Source organism: Streptomyces mayonensis (assembly GCF_018982965.1).
Classification (GTDB): domain Bacteria; phylum Actinomycetota; class Actinomycetes; order Streptomycetales; family Streptomycetaceae; genus Streptomyces; species Streptomyces mayonensis.
On record NZ_JACBYP010000041.1, the window covers coordinates 1 to 19,130 of the forward strand.

The 19,130-nt window shown below is 71.2% G+C and carries 25 protein-coding genes and 1 pseudogene; 16 read left to right on the forward strand and 10 right to left on the reverse strand.

Translation table 11 applies throughout. The annotated features are described in order from the left end of the window. The 5 genes from HZS56_RS17580 to HZS56_RS17595 form a co-directional block, all read left to right on the forward strand. A partial coding sequence (locus HZS56_RS17580) for a hypothetical protein (protein WP_216721653.1) occupies positions 1-846 on the forward strand: 846 nt, incomplete at its 5' end. A gap of 175 nt (positions 847-1,021) precedes the next feature. Further along, a complete protein-coding gene (locus tag HZS56_RS17585; RefSeq protein WP_216721654.1) occupies positions 1,022-1,759 on the forward strand; it encodes an LmeA family phospholipid-binding protein in 738 nt (245 codons plus the stop codon). 277 nt (positions 1,760-2,036) lie between these two features. Beyond that, positions 2,037-2,117: a putative leader peptide gene (locus tag HZS56_RS39085; protein WP_350240574.1), complete on the forward strand. Its 81-nt coding sequence runs from the start codon at positions 2,037-2,039 to the stop codon at positions 2,115-2,117. A gap of 144 nt (positions 2,118-2,261) precedes the next feature. Continuing rightward, a complete protein-coding gene (locus HZS56_RS17590) occupies positions 2,262-3,107 on the forward strand; it encodes a sulfurtransferase (RefSeq protein ID WP_216721655.1) in 846 nt (281 codons plus the stop codon). A gap of 40 nt (positions 3,108-3,147) precedes the next feature. Then, positions 3,148-3,435, forward strand: coding sequence for a DUF1416 domain-containing protein (locus HZS56_RS17595; RefSeq protein ID WP_216721656.1), 288 nt, complete (start codon positions 3,148-3,150; stop codon positions 3,433-3,435). Between the two features lie 110 nt (positions 3,436-3,545). Here the strand turns inward: HZS56_RS17595 and HZS56_RS17600 are convergent, their stop codons facing one another. Further along, positions 3,546-3,677 (reverse strand): putative transporter small subunit, encoded by a 132-nt coding sequence (locus HZS56_RS17600; RefSeq protein ID WP_216721657.1) that lies wholly within the window; start codon positions 3,675-3,677, stop codon positions 3,546-3,548. 67 nt (positions 3,678-3,744) lie between these two features. Beyond that, positions 3,745-5,478 (reverse strand): sodium:solute symporter family protein, encoded by a 1,734-nt coding sequence (locus tag HZS56_RS17605; RefSeq protein ID WP_253914435.1) that lies wholly within the window; start codon positions 5,476-5,478, stop codon positions 3,745-3,747. A 345-nt stretch (positions 5,479-5,823) separates the two neighbouring features. Here HZS56_RS17605 and HZS56_RS17610 point away from each other — a divergent pair, with 345 nt between their 5' ends. Together HZS56_RS17610 and HZS56_RS17615 are read left to right on the forward strand one after the other, a co-directional pair. Then, positions 5,824-6,156, forward strand: coding sequence for a DUF3099 domain-containing protein (locus HZS56_RS17610; protein WP_216721709.1), 333 nt, complete (start codon positions 5,824-5,826; stop codon positions 6,154-6,156). Positions 6,157-6,183: 27 nt separating this feature from the next. After that, entirely contained in the window at positions 6,184-6,570 is a 387-nt protein-coding gene (locus HZS56_RS17615) for a VOC family protein (RefSeq protein WP_216721658.1), read from the forward strand. On the opposite strand, the gene HZS56_RS17620 is transcribed toward HZS56_RS17615, so the two are convergent. The 4 genes from HZS56_RS17620 to HZS56_RS17635 all read right to left on the reverse strand — a co-directional run bounded on the left by HZS56_RS17620 (position 6,560) and on the right by HZS56_RS17635 (position 9,412). Further along, entirely contained in the window at positions 6,560-8,128 is a 1,569-nt protein-coding gene (locus tag HZS56_RS17620) for a S1 family serine peptidase (RefSeq protein ID WP_216721659.1), read from the reverse strand. The two genes, HZS56_RS17615 and HZS56_RS17620, sit on opposite strands and share 11 nt — an antisense overlap. Before the next feature lie 236 nt (positions 8,129-8,364). Continuing rightward, a complete protein-coding gene (locus HZS56_RS17625) occupies positions 8,365-8,727 on the reverse strand; it encodes a DsrE family protein (RefSeq protein ID WP_003974797.1) in 363 nt (120 codons plus the stop codon). 29 nt (positions 8,728-8,756) lie between these two features. Next, positions 8,757-9,023 carry a hypothetical protein gene (locus tag HZS56_RS17630; protein WP_216721660.1) on the reverse strand — a complete coding sequence of 89 codons (267 nt, stop codon included), beginning with the start codon at positions 9,021-9,023 and terminating at the stop codon, positions 8,757-8,759. Next, the gene (locus tag HZS56_RS17635; RefSeq protein WP_216721661.1) at positions 9,020-9,412 is read right to left on the reverse strand and encodes a hypothetical protein; all 393 of its coding nucleotides are present in this window, start codon (positions 9,410-9,412) and stop codon (positions 9,020-9,022) included. The genes HZS56_RS17630 and HZS56_RS17635 overlap by 4 nt, the downstream gene beginning before the upstream one ends. Positions 9,413-9,584: 172 nt before the next feature. On the opposite strand from HZS56_RS17635, the gene HZS56_RS17640 reads away from it, so the two are divergent. The 3 genes from HZS56_RS17640 to HZS56_RS17650 all read left to right on the forward strand — a co-directional run bounded on the left by HZS56_RS17640 (position 9,585) and on the right by HZS56_RS17650 (position 11,447). Beyond that, positions 9,585-10,424, forward strand: coding sequence for a helix-turn-helix domain-containing protein (locus HZS56_RS17640; RefSeq protein ID WP_216721710.1), 840 nt, complete (start codon positions 9,585-9,587; stop codon positions 10,422-10,424). Beyond that, the gene (locus HZS56_RS17645; protein ID WP_216721662.1) at positions 10,406-10,699 is read left to right on the forward strand and encodes a DUF397 domain-containing protein; all 294 of its coding nucleotides are present in this window, start codon (positions 10,406-10,408) and stop codon (positions 10,697-10,699) included. The genes HZS56_RS17640 and HZS56_RS17645 overlap by 19 nt, the downstream gene beginning before the upstream one ends. Before the next feature lie 172 nt (positions 10,700-10,871). Beyond that, complete coding sequence (locus HZS56_RS17650; RefSeq protein WP_216721663.1) at positions 10,872-11,447, forward strand: heme-binding beta-barrel domain-containing protein; 576 nt, start codon at positions 10,872-10,874, stop codon at positions 11,445-11,447. A 27-nt stretch (positions 11,448-11,474) separates the two neighbouring features. On the opposite strand, the gene HZS56_RS17655 is transcribed toward HZS56_RS17650, so the two are convergent. Beyond that, positions 11,475-11,825, reverse strand: coding sequence for a DUF6247 family protein (locus tag HZS56_RS17655; RefSeq protein WP_308408093.1), 351 nt, complete (start codon positions 11,823-11,825; stop codon positions 11,475-11,477). Between the two features lie 87 nt (positions 11,826-11,912). Between HZS56_RS17655 and HZS56_RS17660 the strand changes: the two genes are divergently transcribed. Both HZS56_RS17660 and ygfZ read left to right on the forward strand, forming a co-directional pair. Then, positions 11,913-12,362 (forward strand): Fur family transcriptional regulator, encoded by a 450-nt coding sequence (locus HZS56_RS17660; RefSeq protein WP_216721664.1) that lies wholly within the window; start codon positions 11,913-11,915, stop codon positions 12,360-12,362. Positions 12,363-12,372: 10 nt separating this feature from the next. After that, a complete protein-coding gene (ygfZ, locus tag HZS56_RS17665; RefSeq protein ID WP_216721665.1) occupies positions 12,373-13,338 on the forward strand; it encodes a CAF17-like 4Fe-4S cluster assembly/insertion protein YgfZ in 966 nt (321 codons plus the stop codon). 32 nt (positions 13,339-13,370) lie between these two features. Here ygfZ and dtd read toward each other — a convergent pair whose 3' ends face one another. Continuing rightward, positions 13,371-13,796, reverse strand: a complete 426-nt coding sequence (gene dtd, locus HZS56_RS17670; protein ID WP_216721666.1) for a D-aminoacyl-tRNA deacylase — start codon at positions 13,794-13,796, stop codon at positions 13,371-13,373. Positions 13,797-13,981: 185 nt separating this feature from the next. Here dtd and HZS56_RS17675 point away from each other — a divergent pair, with 185 nt between their 5' ends. From HZS56_RS17675 to HZS56_RS17685, 3 genes are all read left to right on the forward strand, one after another. Continuing rightward, complete coding sequence (locus HZS56_RS17675) at positions 13,982-14,602, forward strand: RsiG family protein (protein WP_216721667.1); 621 nt, start codon at positions 13,982-13,984, stop codon at positions 14,600-14,602. 86 nt (positions 14,603-14,688) lie between these two features. Continuing rightward, positions 14,689-15,771 carry an asparaginase gene (locus HZS56_RS17680; RefSeq protein ID WP_253914431.1) on the forward strand — a complete coding sequence of 361 codons (1,083 nt, stop codon included), beginning with the start codon at positions 14,689-14,691 and terminating at the stop codon, positions 15,769-15,771. Positions 15,772-16,007: 236 nt separating this feature from the next. Continuing rightward, the gene (locus tag HZS56_RS17685; RefSeq protein WP_216721668.1) at positions 16,008-17,264 is read left to right on the forward strand and encodes a GNAT family N-acetyltransferase; all 1,257 of its coding nucleotides are present in this window, start codon (positions 16,008-16,010) and stop codon (positions 17,262-17,264) included. Between the two features lie 214 nt (positions 17,265-17,478). Here the strand turns inward: HZS56_RS17685 and HZS56_RS17690 are convergent, their stop codons facing one another. Then, positions 17,479-17,664, reverse strand: a complete 186-nt coding sequence (locus HZS56_RS17690; RefSeq protein WP_030403580.1) for a hypothetical protein — start codon at positions 17,662-17,664, stop codon at positions 17,479-17,481. A 153-nt stretch (positions 17,665-17,817) separates the two neighbouring features. Here HZS56_RS17690 and HZS56_RS17695 point away from each other — a divergent pair. Continuing rightward, positions 17,818-18,726 (forward strand): annotated as a pseudogene (locus HZS56_RS17695) (winged helix-turn-helix domain-containing protein); the annotation flags it as partial. 21 nt (positions 18,727-18,747) lie between these two features. Here the strand turns inward: HZS56_RS17695 and HZS56_RS38280 are convergent. Beyond that, positions 18,748-18,936, reverse strand: coding sequence for a hypothetical protein (locus HZS56_RS38280; RefSeq protein WP_253914437.1), 189 nt, complete (start codon positions 18,934-18,936; stop codon positions 18,748-18,750). Positions 18,937-19,130: the final 194 nt, after the last annotated feature.

Below are 19,130 nucleotides of genomic sequence, written 5' to 3' on the forward strand. Positions count from 1 at the left end.
CCTGACCCCTCTCCTTCCCCCTCTCCCTCTCCCTCCTCCGCCCCCTCCGGCGGCACCGGCTACGGCCCGGCGACCGTCGCCGGGAACACGCGGGTCACCGACGCCCAGCGGGCCCGGGCCGAGGGCCGGTCGCCGATCATCGACCCGGGGATGCAGCCCGCGGGCCTCACCGCGCTGCTCGGCCTGCTGCTGTCCGGCGCCGCGGCGCTCGGCACGTACGCCCTGCTCGTCCCACTCGTCGCCCTCCAGGGCCTCACCGCGGCGGGCTGGTTCCGGCTGAACGGCATGTGGCCGGCCCGGCAGGGCATCGCGCTGGGCTTCGCGGGCGCGCTGGCCGCCGATGCGGCGCTGCTGGTGTCGGACCGCTCACCGGCGGCGATCCTCGGCACGCTCGGGGTGTGGGTGCTGCTCTCCCTCGTCCTGACCCTGCGTTCGCACGCCGACCCCGACGAGCGGATGTACGGCCTGATGGCGACCGTCGCCGCCGCGGCCCTGGCCGTGGTCGCGGGCGGCTACCTGGCCGCCGACGCGGAGGCCGTGTCGGTCGGCGCGGTCGCGGTGGCGGTCGCCGCCGTGGCCCGTGCCGTACCGCTGCCGACCCCGGCCTCCGTGGTCGTCGCGCTGCTCGCGGCGGCCGGTGCGGGGGCCGCGGTCGGCTCGATGACGGACTTCGGGGCGTCGTCGGGGGCGCTGCTCGGCGCGGGTGCGGCGGTGTGCGCGCTGGTCGGCCTGCGCGTCGCGGCGTACGACTACCCCTCCCGCTTCGTCCACTTCACGGCGGGCGTGGCGCTGCCGCTCGCGGCCGCGGCCCCGGCGGTGTACCTGCTGGGCCGGGCGCTGGCCTGACCGGCGCCCGGTACGGGCACGGCACCTCCTGTCACAGCCGCCTCACGTCACAGCTGTTCGACAAAATTCAGGGGGTGCCGCCGGCCCGCGTTACGCTCGCGCTGGACGACCGCCGGTCGTCGGGGGACCGCCGTCGTTGGACCGTCCAGGATGTCCAGGGTTGGGGAAGACAAGCATGCGCGCACTGCGAATACTGTTGATCGTCGTCGTGATCCTCGGCGGCCTCTTCGTGATCGCCGACCGTGTCGCCGTCAACTTCGCCGAGGACGAGGTCGCGGACAAGCTGCGCAGCACCGAGAACCTGCCCTCGAAGCCGGACGTCTCCATCAACGGCTTCCCCTTCCTCACCCAGGTCGCCGGCGGCGAGCTGGACGAGGTGGAGGTCGGCATCGACGACTACGAGGCCACCACGGCCAACGGCGGCGAAAAGGTCCGCATCGACGACCTGAGCGCGCACATGACGGGCGTCAAGTTCTCCGGCGACTACAGCTCCGCCACCGCGGCCGACGCCACCGGCACGGCGACCGTGAGCTACGACGAGCTGATGAAGGCCACCAGGTCCGAGTCCACGGACGTCGCCCCCGGCGTCACCGCCAAGGTCGTCGGCCTCTCCGACGGCGGCAACGGCAAGATCAAGGTGACGGTCCGGGCGACGGTGCTCGGCGTGGAGTACCCCGAGCCGGTCGAGGTGCTCAGCTCGGTCAAGGTGAAGGACAACGACGTCGAGGTCGTCGCGGACGGCCTGCCCCAGATCGGCGGCAAGCAGCTCGCCGAGTCCCGGATCCGGGCCATCACGGACTTCCAGCAGACCATCGACGAGCTGCCGGGCGGCATCGACCTGGACAAGGTCGAGGCGGCGAAGGACGGCGTCGAGATCACGGTGAAGGGTTCGAACGTCAAGCTGGCCGGGTAGGACGAAGGTCGGCCTACGGGCCTACGGGCCTACGGGCCTGCGGGTCTACGTCGTACCGCGTATCGCGTACGAAGACGGAACCGTATGGCGTACGGGTCCACGGTCCGCAGAGTGAGACGGAGTCGTCCGTACCGCAGATGCGGGAACCGGCCGGACCGGCCAGGTCGGCGCCCGGCGGCACCTCGGGAGCGGCGCCGATCCCGCATTCCGGACGATCGAGTCTCACCATGCGACACATCGGTGACACGGCCCGTCCTGAATCCTTACGATCGGTCCCATGAAGCGACAGGCGGACCTCACGAAGCGGCGGGCAGTGGACCTGTGCCGCGTTGCCGCCATGCTCTGTCGCACCTCCTGAGGCGGACGGCGACGCCGCCGTCCACGTCCCCCTCGTCCTCACCCCTCGCCCCGCCCGTCGTGGGCACCCGCGCGCCGCCGCACGGCCCGAGCGCGCGCACTCTCGCACCGCACGCCCGCCGCCAACTGCCCCGGAGGAGAAAACATGAGCCGCAGCGACGTCCTGGTCGACGCCGACTGGCTGCAGGACCACCTGGACGACTCGAACATCGCGATCGTCGAGGTGGACGAGGACACGTCCGCGTACGAGAAGAACCACATCAAGAACGCGATCCGGATCGACTGGACGCAGGACCTCCAGGACCCGGTCCGCCGCGACTTCGTCGACCAGGAGGGCTTCGAGAAGCTGCTCTCGGCGAAGGGCATCGCCAACGACACGCTGGTGATCCTCTACGGCGGCAACAACAACTGGTTCGCGTCCTACGCCTACTGGTACTTCAAGCTCTACGGCCACGAGAACGTCAAGCTTCTCGACGGCGGCCGCAAGAAGTGGGAGCTGGACGCCCGCGAGCTGGTCGCCGGTGACGACGTGCCGCAGCGTCCCGCCACCGACTACAAGGCCAAGCCGCAGAACACCGCGATCCGCGCGTTCCGCGACGACGTGGTCCAGGCGATCGGCGCGCAGAACCTCGTCGACGTCCGCTCGCCCGACGAGTTCTCCGGCAAGCTGCTCGCCCCGGCCCACCTCCCGCAGGAGCAGTCGCAGCGTCCGGGCCACGTCCCGTCCGCGCGCAACATCCCGTGGTCGAAGAACGCCAACGACGACGGCACCTTCAAGTCGGACGACGAGCTCAAGGAGCTCTACACCGACGAGCAGGTCGACCTGGCGAAGGACACCATCGCCTACTGCCGCATCGGTGAGCGCTCGGCCCTGACCTGGTTCGTCCTGCACGAGCTGCTGGGCGTGGAGAACGTCAAGAACTACGACGGCTCCTGGACCGAGTACGGCTCCCTCGTCGGCGTGCCGATCGAGCTCGGCGCCAACAAGTAAGAACGGGCAAGTCCGCCCCCCAACCCCTCAGGAGTACGACATGTGCGGAGCGAAGGCCGGCGGCCCCGACGCCTCGACGATCAAGCCCGGTGAGACCACCATCCAGGGTCAGGTGACCCGTGACGGCGAGCCGGTGACGGGCTACGTCCGGCTGCTGGACGCCACCGGCGAGTTCACGGCGGAGGTGCCGACGTCCGCGACGGGCCAGTTCCGCTTCTACGCGGCCGAGGGCACCTGGACCGTACGGGCGCTCGTCCCCGGCGGCAGCGCCGACCGCACGGTCGTGGCCCAGCAGGGCGGTCTGGCGGACGTCGCGATCGCCGTCTGACGGCGCCGCGTACACCATGCGGTGAGGGGCCGCGCCCACGGGTTGGACACCCGGGCGCGGCCCCTCACCGCGTCTCCGTACCCCGCCGCACGGGGTGCGGCGGGCGTGGATCAGATCAGGTCCTCGCCGTTGCGGCGGGCCTCCAGCCACTCGCGGAGGAAGCCGCGGCTGATCACGACCAGGACGACGGCCACGAGCACGGGCCAGATCAGGACGTACGCGGTCAGGGCTGCGGTGGTCACGGTGCCTCCTCGGAAATCACCGGGCGGGTCGTCGCCGGGCGGGTCGTCACTGGGCCTCGGCCGGCCGTCACTGGGTACCGGTCCCGGCGGGCTGCGGGTCGTCGTCGGCGGCGGCGGACGTGGCGTCCGTACCGTCACTCGTACCGGCGCCCGTACCCGCGGCGGCCGCCTCCGGGCCGTCGTCGAAGTCGCCGGTGCGCTGCGCGATGACGGCGAAGTCGAAGCCCTCGCGCCGGCGCACGGACATGGCCCAGCAGATGACCGTGGACACCGAGTAGGCGACCAGCGAGCCGCACAGGGTGGCGTACTCGTGCAGGGAGCCGATGGCGAACGGCGCGGTCGCCACGATCGCCACCACACCGACGATCTTCGCCGTCCGGACGCCGAAGAACCCGAACGCCATCAGGCCGAGGACGACGCCGACCCCGACGACGGACAGCACGTCCACGACGATGCCGAAGAAGCCGTCCACGGAGATCCAGCCGAAACGGACCGGCAGGAACACCGCGAGCGCCGCGAGCACGGAGGTGGTGAACGCCCTGCCGGTGACCTTGTCCCAGTAGAAGCTGGCCAGCACCGGGAAGACGAGGGCGCCCCACAGCGCGCCGACGAAGACCAGCAGGTCGAGGATGTTGAGTTGCAGGCTGGCGAAGGCCACGGCCACCGCGGTCGCCACCACCATGGTGATGCGGCCGACGAGCAGCATGGTCTTCGGGTCGGCCTTCTCCTTGCCGGCCACGTTCTGGCCGTAGACGTCGGCCATCACGATGGAGGAGAGGGCCGCGAGGTCGGAGTCGGCGGTGGAGGAGAGGGCACCGACGATCATGATGAAGAACAGCGCCAGCAGCACGGGCGGCAGGTACTCGGCGGCCATGCCGGGAATGATGTTGTTCAGGTCGCCGCCGGTCGGCTCGTAGCCGAGGTAGAGGGCGAGTACGCCGAGCATGCCGACGCCGATGACCATCGCGCCGTAGCCGACGGTCGCCGTGATGAAGGTCGGCTTGATCAGGCTCTCCTTCACCGCGAAGAGCCGCTGCGCGATGGTCTGGTTGCCGATCGCGTAGGCGAGCACCGCGGCGATGTACGGTGCGCCCTGCTCCATGAAGGCCTGGCTGGAGAAGAAGTCGCCCTGCTGTGCGGTCAGGTTGCCGGCGCCGGTCTCGAAGGCCGCCGGGAAGTCGGCCGCGAAGAAGATGAACGGGACGATGACGGCCACGGCGCCGAGCATCGCGACGACCTGGACGAAGTCGGTGAGCACCGAGGCGCGGAAGCCGGACCACAGGGTGTAGAGCAGCACGCCCGCGGCGACGGCGAAGACGCCCTGGGTGAAGGTGAAGGGCGACAGCAGCGAGATCAGCACGCCACCCGCGATGAAGTTGGACATCAGGCTGATCAGGCTGCCGACGATGTTCGAGCCGGCGAGCATCAGCTGGCTGGAGCGGCCGTGCCGGGCGTACATGACCTCGGCGAGGGTGTGCGCCTTCGGCGCCACGGCCCGGATCCGTTTGCCGAAGGGGTAGATGAAGAGAATCATCAGGGCTCCCCAGAGCCCGTAATGGATGGGCCCCGAGATACCGTATGTGTAGCCGGATGTCGCGGAGGCGTACATCGACGACGCCCAGATCCAGGTCGCCGTCATACTGGCCGCGGATATTCCGAAACCGATGTTGTTGCCGGCGGTCATATAGCCGTCGGCGTTCTCTTCCTTCTTGCCGATGCGGGTCGATATCAGGAAGGTCCCTCCGTAGAAGAAGACCAGAAGACCCACGATTACCAGGGCGCTGAACTGGGCTGTCTCCATTCCGTCCACACGCGCCACCTCCTTCGACTCGGTGGAGCCCCGCACGCGTGAGGCGGCGACAGGCTCCAGCCCGGCAGCTCGTCGCTGGACCGGGAGCGTTCACAAAAAGGCAGACTTTTTTGGCCTGCAAACGCTTGGCACGGTAACAGCACATTTGAGCGGTTGCGGGTTCGTGTCGCGTCGGGATGGACGGGAGGTGTCACCTGGAATTATGCATGTTTTTGGCAGGTCGCCGACATTTCAGACGACTGCTTTGCCGGGAAGCTACTCATTTGTGAAGCTTCTTTGCGATGGCATCTTTGCTAATTGCGGATGCGATTCCGTGCGCTTCGTTATGGCAAAGAAATAGTTGAACGGGTTCCCGAGTGCTCGCTCGGCGGGTGCGACGCCACGACGGCACCGGCCTACCCTGGAGACATGTACGCACGGCGGCGGCACGTCTACTTCGCCATGATGGGGACCTGCATCGTGCTCTTCGTCCTGGCCTGGGCGGTCGTGCGCCTCTGGTCCGTCCCGGCCGCCGTGGGCATGTGCGTGGTGGCGATGCTCATCCCGCCGGTGGCGGCGATGACGGCCAACCGGCGCGGCCCGGACGACCGCTGGTGGGACGGCCCGTCGGGCGACGCCCAGTCCGACGAGTGGTGGGACGAACTGGACGGGAAGAAACGCCCGCGCTGAGCCCGGCCCTCGGCGAGGATGGCGGTCATGTCCCCGACGAAGCTGTCCACGGTCGTACTCGACGCGCACGACGCCCAGGAACTCGCCGGTTTCTACCGGCGGTTGCTGGGCTACGTGGTGCGTGCCGAGGACGGCGGCTGGGTCCTCATCGGCCCGCCGCCCGGCACCGCCGGCACGTCCCTGGCCTTCGAGACGGAGCCCGCCTACGTGCCGCCCGCCTGGCCGTCCCGCGAACCGGGCGAGCAGCAGATGATGCTGCACCTCGACATCCAGGTCGACGACCTGGCGGCGGAGACCGAGCGGGCCGTGGCCGAGGGTGCCCGGCTCGCCGAGTACCAGCCCCAGGACGACGTCCGCGTCCTGCTCGACCCGGCCGGGCACCCCTTCTGCCTGTGGACGCAGGTCACCCTGTGACGGGTGCGGCACCGTCCGACGCGCAGCCCGGTCGGGCCGCGTCCCACCGCGACCCTTCGGCCAGGCAGGCGGAGATCCCGCTCACCTGCTGCCCGTAACTGCGGCCCTGTACCGCGGTCACGGTGCCGTCCGGGCCGACCTCGCACGGGTTGTCCTCCGTGCACTCCTCGCCGTCGCGGTTGCTGCTGTTGTTGATGCCCACGACCGTGTTGCCGTCGGGTGACAGCAGCGGCGCGCCGGAGTCACCGGGCCTGCTGGCGCAGTCGTCGCCCGGGGCGTAGCGCACCGCGTCGTCCTGCTGGTAGCCGCCCTCCCGCAGCTGTGGCGCCACGGCCTCCACCGAGCACAGCGGGCGGTTGATCCGGCGGCCCATGAGGAACTGGTCGCCGGCGCGCATCGGGGAGGTGCCCAGCCGGAAGACCTTCGCACCCTCCGCGGCGAGCTGGGCGTACGTCTTGTCCAGCCGGTACAGCGCGACGTCGGTGCCCGTCATCGTCGCGTACATCAGCCGCGTCGCGCGGGCCGTGGTGCGGGTGTAGCCGGCGGAGTCGTAGACCTCGACCGGCTCCTCCAGGTCGGCGGGCCGGTCCACCACCGCCGTCCCCGGGGCGGGCCGCCCGCTCGGCACGCAGTGGCCGTTGGTCAGCGCCAGCGCAGGGTCCTCGGGGCGCGCGGTGGAAGCGCGCACCACCGACCCGTGGCACGTGCCGACCGTGGCGGAGCCTTCCACGTCCGGCACCGGGTCGAACGGGGGTACGTCGGTTCCGTCCACGATGCCGTTGATCCAGTCGGTGTTCTCCGCGACGTCGGTGTACAGGGTGGGGAAGTCGGAGCCCTTGTTGCCGGGACCGATGACCGTTCCGGCCAGTGCCCACGCGTCGCCCTCACGGACCAGGGCAGGCCCCCCGGAGTCCGTCATCCCCGGCCCGACGGCGGGGTCGGTGCTGCCCACGCACAGGGGCAGGGTCTCGCCGTCGCCCTCCCAGCACTCCTCCAGCGGCAGCACCTCGGTGTCCGCTTCGCGGAGCCTGCTGGGATAGCAGTCGGGGTCGTCGAAGTCGCCGCAGGACTGCGCGGTGGCGCCCCAGCCGAGGATGCGGACGGCCGTCCCGTCGGTGGGAGTGGTCTTGGCGAGCCGCACGGGCTCGGCCCGCACCGGGGTGCGCAGGTGCAGCACGGTGATGTCCTCGCCGGCGGGGTTGTAGGTGTTGTGGCGCCGGTAGAACCGGTCGACATCGGTGACTTCGCCGCCGTCGGTGGTGTCCAGCGAGCCGACGCGGACCTTCCAGTCGCGGGGGACGCCCGCCGTCGAGCCGGTCGGGGTGTTGGCGCAGTGGCCCGCGGTCACCGCCCACTGCGGCGCGATGAGCACCGCCCCGCACCGGTGACCGTCCTGCCGCGGAGGGTCGTACTGAAGCGAGACCATGAACGAATACGGCTCGGTGGACTCGGTGCCGCCGATGACCGCCTGCGCCGGCAGAGCGGCGAACAGGGTCGTGATCGCCACGACTCCCGTCGTCAGGACGGCGGCCGCCCTGCGGCTCATCCATCGGCGCATGAGTGACTCCCGTGACGCATGAGTGCCTCCTGTCGTCCGCCGCCGGGCGTCGGCGCGCGGGCTCGTACGGAGGAACGGCACCGGCCGTTCCCCTTGGCCCGGACCGTAGGCTCAGGGGATCTCCGGCCGGCCGCGCCCGCGCAGCGGGCGCACCGCGGCAACCACTCAGTCGTGTATCAGCTCACTCCCCGGTCTCGCACCGGCGCCCCGCGCAGGCACGAATCCCTACAGGATGCTCAGTAGACGAGGGCCTGCGTGTCGTCGGCCAGCGCCTCCTGCACGAAGACCTGGGCGCCCGCGATGCGTACGCCCTCGATGACGTCCTTCTCGGTGAGGTCGCGGCGGGCGGCGCACTGGGTGCACAGCGTCACCCGGCCGCCCGCGAGGAGGGAGTCGAGCAGGTCGGGCAGCGGCGCGGCGTGCGGCAGCTCGAACTCGGCCGCCCGCCCCGGCACCGCGAACCAGGCGGACTCCCCGGTCAGCCACAGCGACACGTCCACCCCGCTGGCCACGGCCACCGCCGCCACGGTGAACGCCTGCGAACACCGCTCGGGAGCATCGGCCCCCGCCGTCACCTTGATCACGAGCTTCTTCGCCATGCCGGAAGCGTAGCCCTCGCGGGGCCGCGTCAGACCGCTGCGAAGGTGATCGTCACCAGCAGCGTCGCGACGCAGAGGACGGTGAGCAGGGCGCTGACGGTGGCGCCGTCCGGCCGCCGCCCGTGCCGCGGCCGGGGCCTGGCCCGGTGCTTCGGCACGGGCCTCGGCGGGTGCGCCGGGTGGAACGGGGGCAGCGCGTAGCCGGGGGAGAGGGGTGCCCGGTCCCGGTCTCGCCGGGGCGCGGCCTGCTGGGCCCGCCTGCACTCCTCGTAGGGCAGTCCGCCGTCGTACGTCATCCCTCGTGCTCCTCGCGCTGGTGCTGGCGCAGCAGGACGTTCGCGTCCGTCACCGCGCTGTGGTCGAACGCCGCCCGCGCGGCCTCCCGCCGGTCGGCCAGCCCGGCGCAGGCCTCGCAGCCGGTGACCGGCAGCGGCGGCCTTTCCAGTGCGCAGGGGTCCGGGGGCCGGGCGAGGGTGCGTTCGTTCGCGGCGCGCAGGCCTGCCCCGATGCGCTCACGGTCGGTCGCCCGGCGCAGCCCGGCCGGCTCCGCCTCCCACTCCCGGCCGCCGCCGAGGGGGCGGAGCAGCGCGCGGGGCCCGGCCAGACCCTGGTACGCGCCGACCCTTGCCGTGGCGGTGTCGTAGAGCACGTTGCCGGGTTCGAAGGCTGCCGGTTCGGTTCTCACGGGTCTGCTCCCTTACGTCAACATCTATACGGAATGCGACAGTTGCCCTACTCTGTGTAGCGGTGGGCAGTACGAGCATGACCCACGCCGGGGGTCGCCAAGCGCGGAACGGCCGCTAGTGCCACAAGAGGCGCTCCAAATTCCACAAATTCCACAGTCGGGAGGGGTGGCGGTGCCGCAGCGGAGGGCGATCACGGGTCGCAGTCAGGAACCGAGGGCACGTTTCGCGGAGGAACTGCGGCTGCTCCGGCAGACGCGGGGCGTGTCCCTGCGGGGCATGGCGGAGGCGGTCGGCTGGGACGCGTCCCAGTTCGGCAAGATGGAGAACGGCCACACGCTGGGCGGCCCGGAGATCGTCGAGGCGCTCGACCAGTACTACGGCACGGGCGGCATGCTGCTCACGCTGTGGGAGCTGGCGGTGGCGGATCCTACGCAGTTCAAGGAGCGGTACCGCCGGTACATGGTCTTGGAGGCCGAGGCGGTGAGTATGTGGCAGTACTCGCCCAGCATCGTGCCGGGTCTGCTCCAGACTCCGGAGTACGCGGCTGAGCTGCTCAGGCAGGGCGGGCAGACCGGCGTGGAGCTGGACAAGCAGGTGGCGGCGCGCATGGGCCGCCGCGAACGGCTGCTGGCCGAGGGCGGGCCGCAGTTCCGGGCCATCCTCTCGGAGACGGTGCTGCACAGTGCGTTGCGCAGTCCGGCTGAGTGGCGCGCTCAACTCCGTCATCTGCTTGTGATGGGGGAGCGCCCCAACATCTGCGTCCAGGTGGTTCCCTGGTCGGCTGGGCTGCACGCGCTGACAAACACCCACACCATGTTTCTGCATGGAGCGGGGCGGATCGTCGCCTGGGTCGAGACCGGCTACTCGGGCGAACTGGTCCAGGAAACAACGGCAGTCGACCAGCTGCAGCTCCGATACGATCGAGTACGCGATACGGCCCTGTCGCCGGGCGCGTCGCGGGAGTTCATCGGCCGGATGCTGGAGGAAGCGCCATGCGAGACATCGACCTGAGCGTCATCACCTGGCGTAGGAGCAGCTACAGCAACCAGGACGGCGGCGAGTGCATCGAGGTCTCCGACGACCTCCTCCGCGCCGCCGACTGGCGCAAGAGCAGCTACAGCAACACGAGCGGCGGCGATTGCGTCGAAGTCGCCCCCAACCTCCCCTCCCTCGTCCCCGTCCGCGACAGCAAGGCCCCCGCCCGCGGAGCGCTCCTCTTCGCCGCACCCGCGTGGGCCGCGTTCGTGGACGGAGTCCGACGGGAAGAGCCGAGGTGGGCCGCGTAAGCTGGGGGCGGCCCTGTCGTATGCCCCCCGCTCAAGGAGCACCCCGTGGAGATCTTCTTCGAAGCCCTGCTGGTCCTGGTCTGCGTCGGCGTTCTCGCCTTCGCCGGTCTGACCGTGAAGAAGCTGTACCAGGGCCAGCGCTGATCACCGACGCCAGGAAGTACCGCTCATCATGATCGAGATCCCGTCCGACCTGCACAAGGACCTCGTCCCCCTCGCCTTCCTGCTCGGGAACTGGGCCGGCGCGGGCGTGCACGACTTCCCCGGCGCCGAGAAGTGCAACTTCGGCCAGGAGGTGTCCTTCACCCACGACGGCCGGGACTTCCTGGAGTACCAGTCCCACACCTGGGTCCTGGACCAGGAGGGCAACAAGGTCCGGCCGCTGGAGTCGGAGCACGGCTACTGGCGTATCGACCCGAACCGCAAGGTCGAGGTCACGATGGTGCGGGACGACGGCGTCGTCGAGGTCTGGTACGGCGAGCTGGCCGACCAGAAGCCGCAGATCGACCTGGCGACGGACGCGGTGGCCCGCACGGCGGCCTCCCAGCCCTACACCGGCGGCAAGCGGCTGTACGGGTACGTGAAGAGCGACCTGATGTGGGTCGGCGAGAAGCAGACCCCCGAGGTCGAGCTGCGCCCGTACATGTCGGCGCACCTGAAGAAGGTCGTCTCCCCGGAGGACGTCGAACGCTGGGCCAAGGCCCTCCCGGACGACATGCCGGACGACGGGATCGCTTTCTTCAAGTAGTCCCCGAGTAGCTCCCACGGCCCCCGCTCACAGGCCCGCCTCGGCCTCCGCCTCGGAGTGGATCCTCCGCATCTCGGCGATGGCGTCGGTCGGATCCTCCGTGCCCGTGCTCACCACCTCTTCCAAGCGGCGCAGGCGCGTCGCGCGGGACGGCCGGCGCTGGATCGCCACGAAGACTCCCCAGGTGTGGACGAAGGTACGCAGCGGTGCGAGGGACCGGGTCTGCTGCGCGCTGGTCGTCGCCTCGACGAGATCCTGAACGAACGCGGGCAGCCGGCCCGGCGTCAGGCTCGCGACCGCAGTATGGAGCGCCTCCGGGGTGAGGGCGGGCATGGGGACGAGGGGCTCGGCGAGCGGTTCCGGGCGGTGAGCCGTCACGGAGAGTCCTCCGGATCAAGGGCCCGTGCGGGGCGCTTCCTGGACGCTCACAGCATGACGCGGGCCGCCGGGCCTAGACTCTGGGGTGTGGTGAGCACCGACTGGAAGAGTGACCTCAGGCAGCGCGGCTACCGGCTGACCCCGCAGCGGCAGCTGGTGCTCGAAGCCGTGGACACCCTGGAGCACGCGACCCCCGACGACATCCTCGGCCAGGTGCGCAAGACCGCCTCGGGCGTCAACATCTCCACCGTGTACCGCACGCTGGAGCTGCTGGAGGAGCTGGGCCTGGTCAGCCACGCCCACCTCGGGCACGGGGCGCCGACGTACCACCTGGCCGACCGGCACCACCACATCCACCTGGTCTGCCGGGACTGCACCAACGTCATCGAGGCCGACCTGTCGGTGGCCGCCGACTTCACCGCCAAGCTGCGCGAGCAGTTCGGCTTCGACACCGACATGAAGCACTTCGCGATCTTCGGGCGGTGCGCGGACTGTTCCCCGAAGAGCGCGGCCAAGGGTACAACTGCCGAGTCGTAGGCTGGGGGACATGAAGAGCCCCCTGCTGTCCCTGCCCGGCGCCGTTCCCGCCGAGGGTGTGGACGAAGGCGTCGCCGCCCACTACGGCGACCTGTTCCGCGAGCAGCGTGCCCTCGCCGACGGCACCGGCTTCGTCGACCTCTCCCACCGCGGTGTCGTCGCCGTCACCGGTGACGACCGGCTGAGCTGGCTGCACCTGCTGCTCACCCAGCACGTCAGCGAGCTGCCGGCCGGTGAGGCCACCGAGGCGCTGGTCCTCTCGGCGAACGGCCACATCGAGCACGCCCTGTACCTCGTCGACGACGGCACCACCGTCTGGGCCCACGTCGAGCCCGGCACCCAGGAGGCGCTGATCGCCTACCTGGAGTCGATGAAGTTCTTCTACCGGGTCGAGGTCGCCGACCGTACCGCCGACACCGCCCTCGTGCACCTGCCCGCCGGGTCGATCACCGAGGTCCCCGAGGGAGCCGTCGTCCGCGAGACGCCGTACGGCCGTGACCTGTTCCTGCCGAGGGAGGAGCTGGAGGCGTTCGCCGCCGGCGCCGGCCCGGCTGTCGGCATCCTCGCCCACGAGGCGCTCCGCGTCGAGCAGCACCGGCCGCGGCTCGGCTTCGAGACGGACCACCGGACCATCCCGCACGAGCTGGGCTGGATCGGCACCGCCGTGCACCTCCAGAAGGGCTGCTACCGGGGCCAGGAGACCGTCGCCCGCGTGCACAACCTCGGCAAGCCGCCGCGTCGGCTGGTCTTCCTGCACCTGGACGGCAGCGAGGTCCACCTGCCGCCGAACGGGGCGGAGATCCGCCTCGCCGACGACGGCCCCGACGGCCGGAAGATCGGCTTCGTCACCACGTCCGTACGCCATCACGAGCTGGGCCCTGTCGCCCTCGCCCTGGTCAAGCGGAACGTGCCGGTGGACGCCCGGCTGACGGCCGAGGACACGGCGGCCGCGCAGGAGACGGTCGTCGAGCCGTAGGAACCCCTGAGTCTCAGACCTCCACCGAGTTCCTAGACTTCCACGAGGACGGTGAACGGGCCGTCGTTCGTCAGGGACACCCGCATCTGCGCGCCGAAGCGGCCTGTCGCCACGGTCGCGCCCAGCGCGCGCAGTTGCGCGACCACCTCGTCGACCAGCGGTTCGGCGACGTCGCCGGGCGCGGCCGCGTTCCAGGTGGGGCGGCGGCCCTTGCGCGCGTCGCCGTACAGGGTGAACTGGCTGATCACCAGCAGCGGTGCGCCGAGGTCGCTGCACGACTTCTCGTCGTGCAGGATCCGCACCGACCAGAGCTTGCGGGCCAGCTGCGCCGCCTTCTCCTTGGTGTCCTCGTGGGTGACGCCCACCAGGACGCACAGTCCCTCGCCGTCGATCGCCCCCACGGTCTCGCCGTCCACGACGACACTCGCGCCGTCCACTCTCTGCACCACCGCACGCATCCCGCCATGATGCCGTGCGCCGCCGGGACGCCCGGACGAGGGGGGCCGCCGTACGACGGCCCGTACGGGGCTTCTTTTCTCACCTAACCCCCCATCTGGGGCGGATCACGGGCACTCGGTCACATAGCGGCAACGCGGGGTGGCACCATGCTCCCCAGGACCGGGCGAGGGGACGGTAGAGGTACATGAGCACACCGAGTACGGGGCAGTCGCTGGGCACTGTCGCGTTGACGGGGCCGGGCGCGCTGGAGGCCCTGAGGCCCCCCGTGCAGCGCACGGACAGCCCGGGGCTGCCCCCGGATCCTCCGGCGCACGACCTGGGCGCACTGAGCCTGCCGGAGCTGCGCGCCCTGCGCCGGGACGCCCAGCGGGAGGAGGCCGACCTCAGCTACGTGCGGCGGCTGCTCCAGGGCCGTATCGACATCCTGCGCGCGGAGCTGGCCCGGCGCGGGCCCGCGACCGTGGTGACGACGGCGGCGACCGGCTCCGTGGTCGAGCGGCTGTCCGAGATCCTCGCCGACGCGCCGGCCCGGCAGCGTTCGTCGGCCCGCCACGTGACGCTGGGCACGCCGCGCACCGAGGAGTGCCGGCGGCTGGCCGCCGAGATGCTCGGCGAGGTGGAGCTGTCCGACCTGACGGCCCGCACCGACGGCGAACTGACGACCGGGATGGGCCGCCTCGTGCGGTACGAGCAGCAGGTCTCCCGGCGCCGGCAGCGGCTCCAGCGCACCGCCGACGACTGCAGCGCCGAGATCGCCCGCCGGTACCGTGAAGGAGAAGCACAAGTCGACGACCTGCTGGTGTGACACGGGGGCGGCCTTCCGCGCCGCCCCGGGGCCCGGTGATCCCGGGCCGTCGCCGGGCGGGTCACCCGTCCGGAAGGCCACCGCCGATGCCCGCGCCCCGACCGCATCAGTCGCCCCAATCGCCCCAATCGCCCCAGCCGTCGCAGCAGAACCAGCGGGCGCAGCAGCCCCAGCCCCAGCCGTCGCCGGGGCCCGAGCAGTCCGCGCCCACGTCCGCCCTCTCGCCCGTCGTGCCGCCGGTCCTCGCCGAGGTCGTGCGGTCGGGTTTCGTCGAGGGGCGGCACCGGGGCAGCCTGGTCGTCCTGGGCGCCGACGGGGCCGTGGAGCTGGCGCTGGGCGAGGTGACGGCGCCGGTCTTCCCGCGCTCCTCCAACAAGCCGATGCAGGCGGCGGGTGTCCTGCGGGCCGGGCTCGACCTCACGGGTGAGCGGCTTGCGCTGGCCGCAGCCAGCCACTCGGGAGAACCGTTTCACCGCGATCTGGTCCGCAAGATGCTGGACGAGCACGGCCTCGACCCGGCGCTCCTGCAGTGCCCGCCCGACCTGCCGCTGGACCCCGAGGAGCGGGAGACGTACCTGTCCTCGGGCGCGGCACCCGACCGCGTCACCATGAACTGCTCCGGCAAGCACACCGCGATGCTCGCCGTCTGCGTGCAGCGGGGCTGGCCGCTGGAGACGTACCTCGACCCCGGCCACCCGCTCCAGCGCACCATCCACAGGGTTGTGGAGGACGCGGCGGGCGAGCCGGTCGCCGCCGTCGGCACGGACGGGTGCGGGGCGCCGCTGATGGCGGTCAGCCTGGTCGGGCTGGCCCGCGCCTTCCGCTCCTTCGTGGCCGCCGAGCCCGGTTCGGCGGAGCGCCGGGTCGCCGACGCGATGCGGGCCCACCCCGAGTACGTCGCGGGCACGCGCCGCGCCGACACCTGGCTGATGCGCGAGGTGCCCGGCACGCTCGCCAAGATGGGCGCGGAGGCCGTCCAGGCGGTGGCCCTGCCGGACGGCCGCGCCCTGGCCTTCAAGATCGAGGACGGCGCGACCCGGGCGCTGGGCCCGGTCCTGGCCCGCGCCCTCACCCTGCTCGGAGTGCAGGGTCCGGTCGTCGACCGCATCGGCCGCGCCCCGCTGCTCGGGGGCGGCCGGGAGGTGGGGGAGATCAGGGCGGCGTTCTGACGGGCGCCGGGTCCGCGCGGGCGTCGCGGCCGGGTCCGTGGGCGTGCCGGCCGGGGCCGTGCGGCGTCGCGGCCGGGTGCGAGGGGTTCACGGCCGTAGGAGGCGCCGGCCCGGGGCGGCACGACTGCCGCGCCGTCGCCGACGTACCGGGGGCTCGGTCCCAGTGCTCTTCCGGCCGAGCGAGGCCCCGCAAATCCCCGCGACGCGGGACGGAGGGGCGGCCTACCGTGAGCGGCATGACCAGCACTGCCGACACAGACGTACGTCCTATCACCGAGGCCGAGGTGCCCGACTGGAACCGGGCTCTGAACACCGGGTTCCTGCAGCCGCCCGCCGTGGGAGCGGAGCAGTTGGAGGCCCGTCGGCGGCAGTTCGTGCCCGGGCGGCTGCTGGGCGCCTTCGACGGCGACCGCTGTGTGGCCACCTTCCGCTCCTTCGACCAGGAGCTGACCGCCGTCGGCGGCGCCCCCGTCCAGGCCGACGCCATCTCCAACGTGACCGTCACCGCGACCCACCGCCGCCGCGGCCTGCTGACGCGGATGATGGCGCAGGACCTGGCCGCCGCCAAGGACCGAGGGGACGTCGTCGCGACGCTGATCGCGGCCGAGTACCCGATCTACGGCCGGTACGGCTTCGGGCCCGCCACCACCATGACCGAGTGGACGGTCGACGTGCCCAGGGCCGGCCTCGACCGGCGCTGGGCCGCCCCGGAGGACGGCGGACGGATCGACCTCGTGGACGGCGCGGACGTCCGCAAGCTCGGCCCCGAACTGCACGAGCGGCTGCGCCGGGTCCAGCCGGGCGCGGTCAGCCGGGACGAGCTGTGGTGGCAGTCCCGGACCGGCGCGGTGAACCTGCAGGGCACCCCGTGGACCGAGCCCTTCTACGCCCTGTACCGCTCGGCGGACGGGGACGTCCGGGGCCTGGCCTCCTACCGGACCGACGACCACTGGGGCGACGCCAAGCAGCCGCTGAACACGGCGAGCGTCGACTGGCTGCTGGCCCTGACGCCGGACGCCGAGCGCGCGCTCTGGCGCTTCCTCTGCTCGATCGACTGGATCATGACGGTGAAGAGCGGCTGGCGGGCCCCGGACGACCTGCTCCCGCACCTTCTGCCGGACCCGCGGGCCGCGCGGATCACCACGCAGGCGGACTGGCTGTGGGTGCGGATCCTGGACGTCGTACGGGCGCTGGAGGCGCGGACGTACGAGGGGCAGGGGTCGCTGGTACTGGAGGTCGTGGACCGCGGCGGGCTGACCGGCGGGCGGTGGCGGCTGGAGGCGGGCGAGGACGGGGCGTCGTGCGTGCCGACCACCGAGAGCGCCGGCCTCGTGCTCGACGTGGCCGAGCTCGCGGCACTGTGGCTGGGTGACGAGTCGGCCGTTCGGCTGGCCGCGCTCGGCCGGGTGCGGGAAGAACGAGCGGGCGCCGCCCGTGTGGTCGACGCCCTGCTGCGTACGTCCAGGCGGCCTTGGTGCCCGGACATGTTCTGAGTCGGCTCCCTTCTGCCGGTGACGGTGGCTGTGCGCATCCGTAGCGCTTACCGCGACCTGCTTCTTCAGCAGTTGTGCAGTTGTGCAGTTGTGCTCTTCGGTTGTGCTCTTCAGTTGTGGTTGTGGTTGTGGTTGTGGTTGTTGTGCGTGGTGCGACTGTCTGTCCGGGCTCCAGGCTCCCCTCCGGAACGGGGCCCGGACGACAGTGTGCCGGTCAGCCGGACTGGGCGAGCAGCATCACGAGGATCACCGCCCCCACACCGCCGATCATGGTGTTCTTCGCCTTGATGCCGACGGACAGCGCGACGAACGCGATGATGCCCATCGGCCCGTACTTCCACTGCACGAGTTGCTCGAACCCTATGGCCAGAGCGGCGACGACGATGGCGATGAGCGGCATGGTGTCCCCCTGTTCACCGTGGTGGCCAACCCCCGGAAGGTTTGACCACGTTGCTCAAGTTGGCTGCCAACTTCTCTGTACTTATCTCCGCTTGGAAGCGTCTCATAACCACCTTCTCGCGAACTGCCGAAAGATGGCGAGAAGTTGTAGGGTTTGGTCGTGGAGCCGGAACACGCCCCCGTCAACGGGCGGAAGAGACCGCAGCCGCCACAGACAACACATCGCGAGGTGGCCGACGAACTGCGCGCCCGGATCAGGTCCGGACGGTTGCAGCCGGGGCAGCGCATGCCCACGCAGGCGCAGTTGGCCGAGGAGTTCGGCGTGGAGCGCGGTACCGTCCGCCAGGCGCTGCGCATCCTGCAGTCGGAACGTCTGCTCACCAACGTGTCCAAGGGGAGCCCCGCGACCGTCGCACCCGACCCGCACGGCCCCCGGGCCGGTCCGCAGGCCCGTCCGATGCCCACCACGGTCGCCCTCGGTGCCCGGGTGGCGCAGGCCTTCGCCGCCCCGCACGTGGAGATCGACGCGCTGTGTCTGACCTCGGTCTCCCTCACCCTCGCCATCGGGGAGCCGTTGGGGCAGATCCACGCGGGGCGACTGAAACCGGCCAAGATCGACGTCCGGGTGCTGCTGCCGAGCCGGGACATAGACCTCGCCTTCCCGGTGGCGGTGTCCGGCGGCGGCGGCGCGGTCGGCGACCCGGTGCACGAGGGGTGGCTGGCGATGCGCAACGCCCAGGCGCGGGTGCTGCGGCACAGCCTGCTGAGCCTGCGCGCCACCCACGGCATCGACGTACGGGTCTCCTTCCGGGCGCTGCCCTTCACCCCGCCCGTGAAGCTCTACGTGCTCAACGGCTCCGAGGCCCTGTTCGCCTACTACACCCTGAGCCGACGTGAACAGGAGGTCGGCCGGGAGCAGTTGGAGATGTACGACGCGGAGGGCATCCGGTCGACGCTGTTCGCCTTCGAGCAGAGCGGTGGCCTGCGCGACGGTGTGTTCGTGAAGCAGTCCCGGCTGTGGTTCGAGGCGTTGTGGGGGACGATCAGCTCCGAGCTGGTGCTCGGCACCCGGCCGTCCCCGGCGTCACCGCGTGGGACCCGCGACCAGGAGGGCCAGCAGGACCGCGCCGGCGGAGCTGACGGAGGGGCTCTTGGCCTTGATGCCGATGGTGAGCAGGAGCAGGCCGACGATGCCGGTGGCACCGTACTTCCACTGGACGATCTGCTCGAAGGCGATGACGAAGACCGCGGAGACCAGGGCGAGGACGGGCATGGTCTTCCCCCCTTCGGGAAGTTCGGGGAGTTCGGAGGGCTTGGAAGGCTCGGAGGGCTCGGAGGGCTCGGGGACTTCGGGAAGTTCGAGGAGCCGGGGAAGTCGGGAGGGTAAACTTCCACCAACCGATCCAAGTTGGCAACCAACTCCACCTAGGTTGTCCCCACTTGGCTGCTACCTATAAACAAGTTTCA

What these genes read in the sequence shown, in the direction of transcription:
- HZS56_RS17585 (WP_216721654.1), top strand. Translation starts at nt 1,022, where the DNA reads ATGCGCGCACTGCGAATACTGTTGATCGTCGTCGTGATCCTCGGCGGC.
- HZS56_RS39085 (WP_350240574.1), top strand. Translation starts at nt 2,037, where the DNA reads ATGAAGCGACAGGCGGACCTCACGAAGCGGCGGGCAGTGGACCTGTGC.
- HZS56_RS17590 (WP_216721655.1), top strand. Translation starts at nt 2,262, where the DNA reads ATGAGCCGCAGCGACGTCCTGGTCGACGCCGACTGGCTGCAGGACCAC.
- HZS56_RS17595 (WP_216721656.1), top strand. Translation starts at nt 3,148, where the DNA reads ATGTGCGGAGCGAAGGCCGGCGGCCCCGACGCCTCGACGATCAAGCCC.
- HZS56_RS17605 (WP_253914435.1), bottom strand. Translation starts at nt 5,478, where the DNA reads ATGGAGACAGCCCAGTTCAGCGCCCTGGTAATCGTGGGTCTTCTGGTC.
- HZS56_RS17615 (WP_216721658.1), top strand. Translation starts at nt 6,184, where the DNA reads ATGTCCCCGACGAAGCTGTCCACGGTCGTACTCGACGCGCACGACGCC.
- HZS56_RS17620 (WP_216721659.1), bottom strand. Translation starts at nt 8,128, where the DNA reads ATGCGCCGATGGATGAGCCGCAGGGCGGCCGCCGTCCTGACGACGGGA.
- HZS56_RS17625 (WP_003974797.1), bottom strand. Translation starts at nt 8,727, where the DNA reads ATGGCGAAGAAGCTCGTGATCAAGGTGACGGCGGGGGCCGATGCTCCC.
- HZS56_RS17630 (WP_216721660.1), bottom strand. Translation starts at nt 9,023, where the DNA reads ATGACGTACGACGGCGGACTGCCCTACGAGGAGTGCAGGCGGGCCCAG.
- HZS56_RS17645 (WP_216721662.1), top strand. Translation starts at nt 10,406, where the DNA reads ATGCGAGACATCGACCTGAGCGTCATCACCTGGCGTAGGAGCAGCTAC.
- HZS56_RS17650 (WP_216721663.1), top strand. Translation starts at nt 10,872, where the DNA reads ATGATCGAGATCCCGTCCGACCTGCACAAGGACCTCGTCCCCCTCGCC.
- ygfZ (WP_216721665.1), top strand. Translation starts at nt 12,373, where the DNA reads ATGAAGAGCCCCCTGCTGTCCCTGCCCGGCGCCGTTCCCGCCGAGGGT.
- dtd (WP_216721666.1), bottom strand. Translation starts at nt 13,796, where the DNA reads ATGCGTGCGGTGGTGCAGAGAGTGGACGGCGCGAGTGTCGTCGTGGAC.
- HZS56_RS17675 (WP_216721667.1), top strand. Translation starts at nt 13,982, where the DNA reads ATGAGCACACCGAGTACGGGGCAGTCGCTGGGCACTGTCGCGTTGACG.
- HZS56_RS17680 (WP_253914431.1), top strand. Translation starts at nt 14,689, where the DNA reads ATGCCCGCGCCCCGACCGCATCAGTCGCCCCAATCGCCCCAATCGCCC.
- HZS56_RS17685 (WP_216721668.1), top strand. Translation starts at nt 16,008, where the DNA reads ATGACCAGCACTGCCGACACAGACGTACGTCCTATCACCGAGGCCGAG.
- HZS56_RS17690 (WP_030403580.1), bottom strand. Translation starts at nt 17,664, where the DNA reads ATGCCGCTCATCGCCATCGTCGTCGCCGCTCTGGCCATAGGGTTCGAG.
- HZS56_RS38280 (WP_253914437.1), bottom strand. Translation starts at nt 18,936, where the DNA reads ATGCCCGTCCTCGCCCTGGTCTCCGCGGTCTTCGTCATCGCCTTCGAG.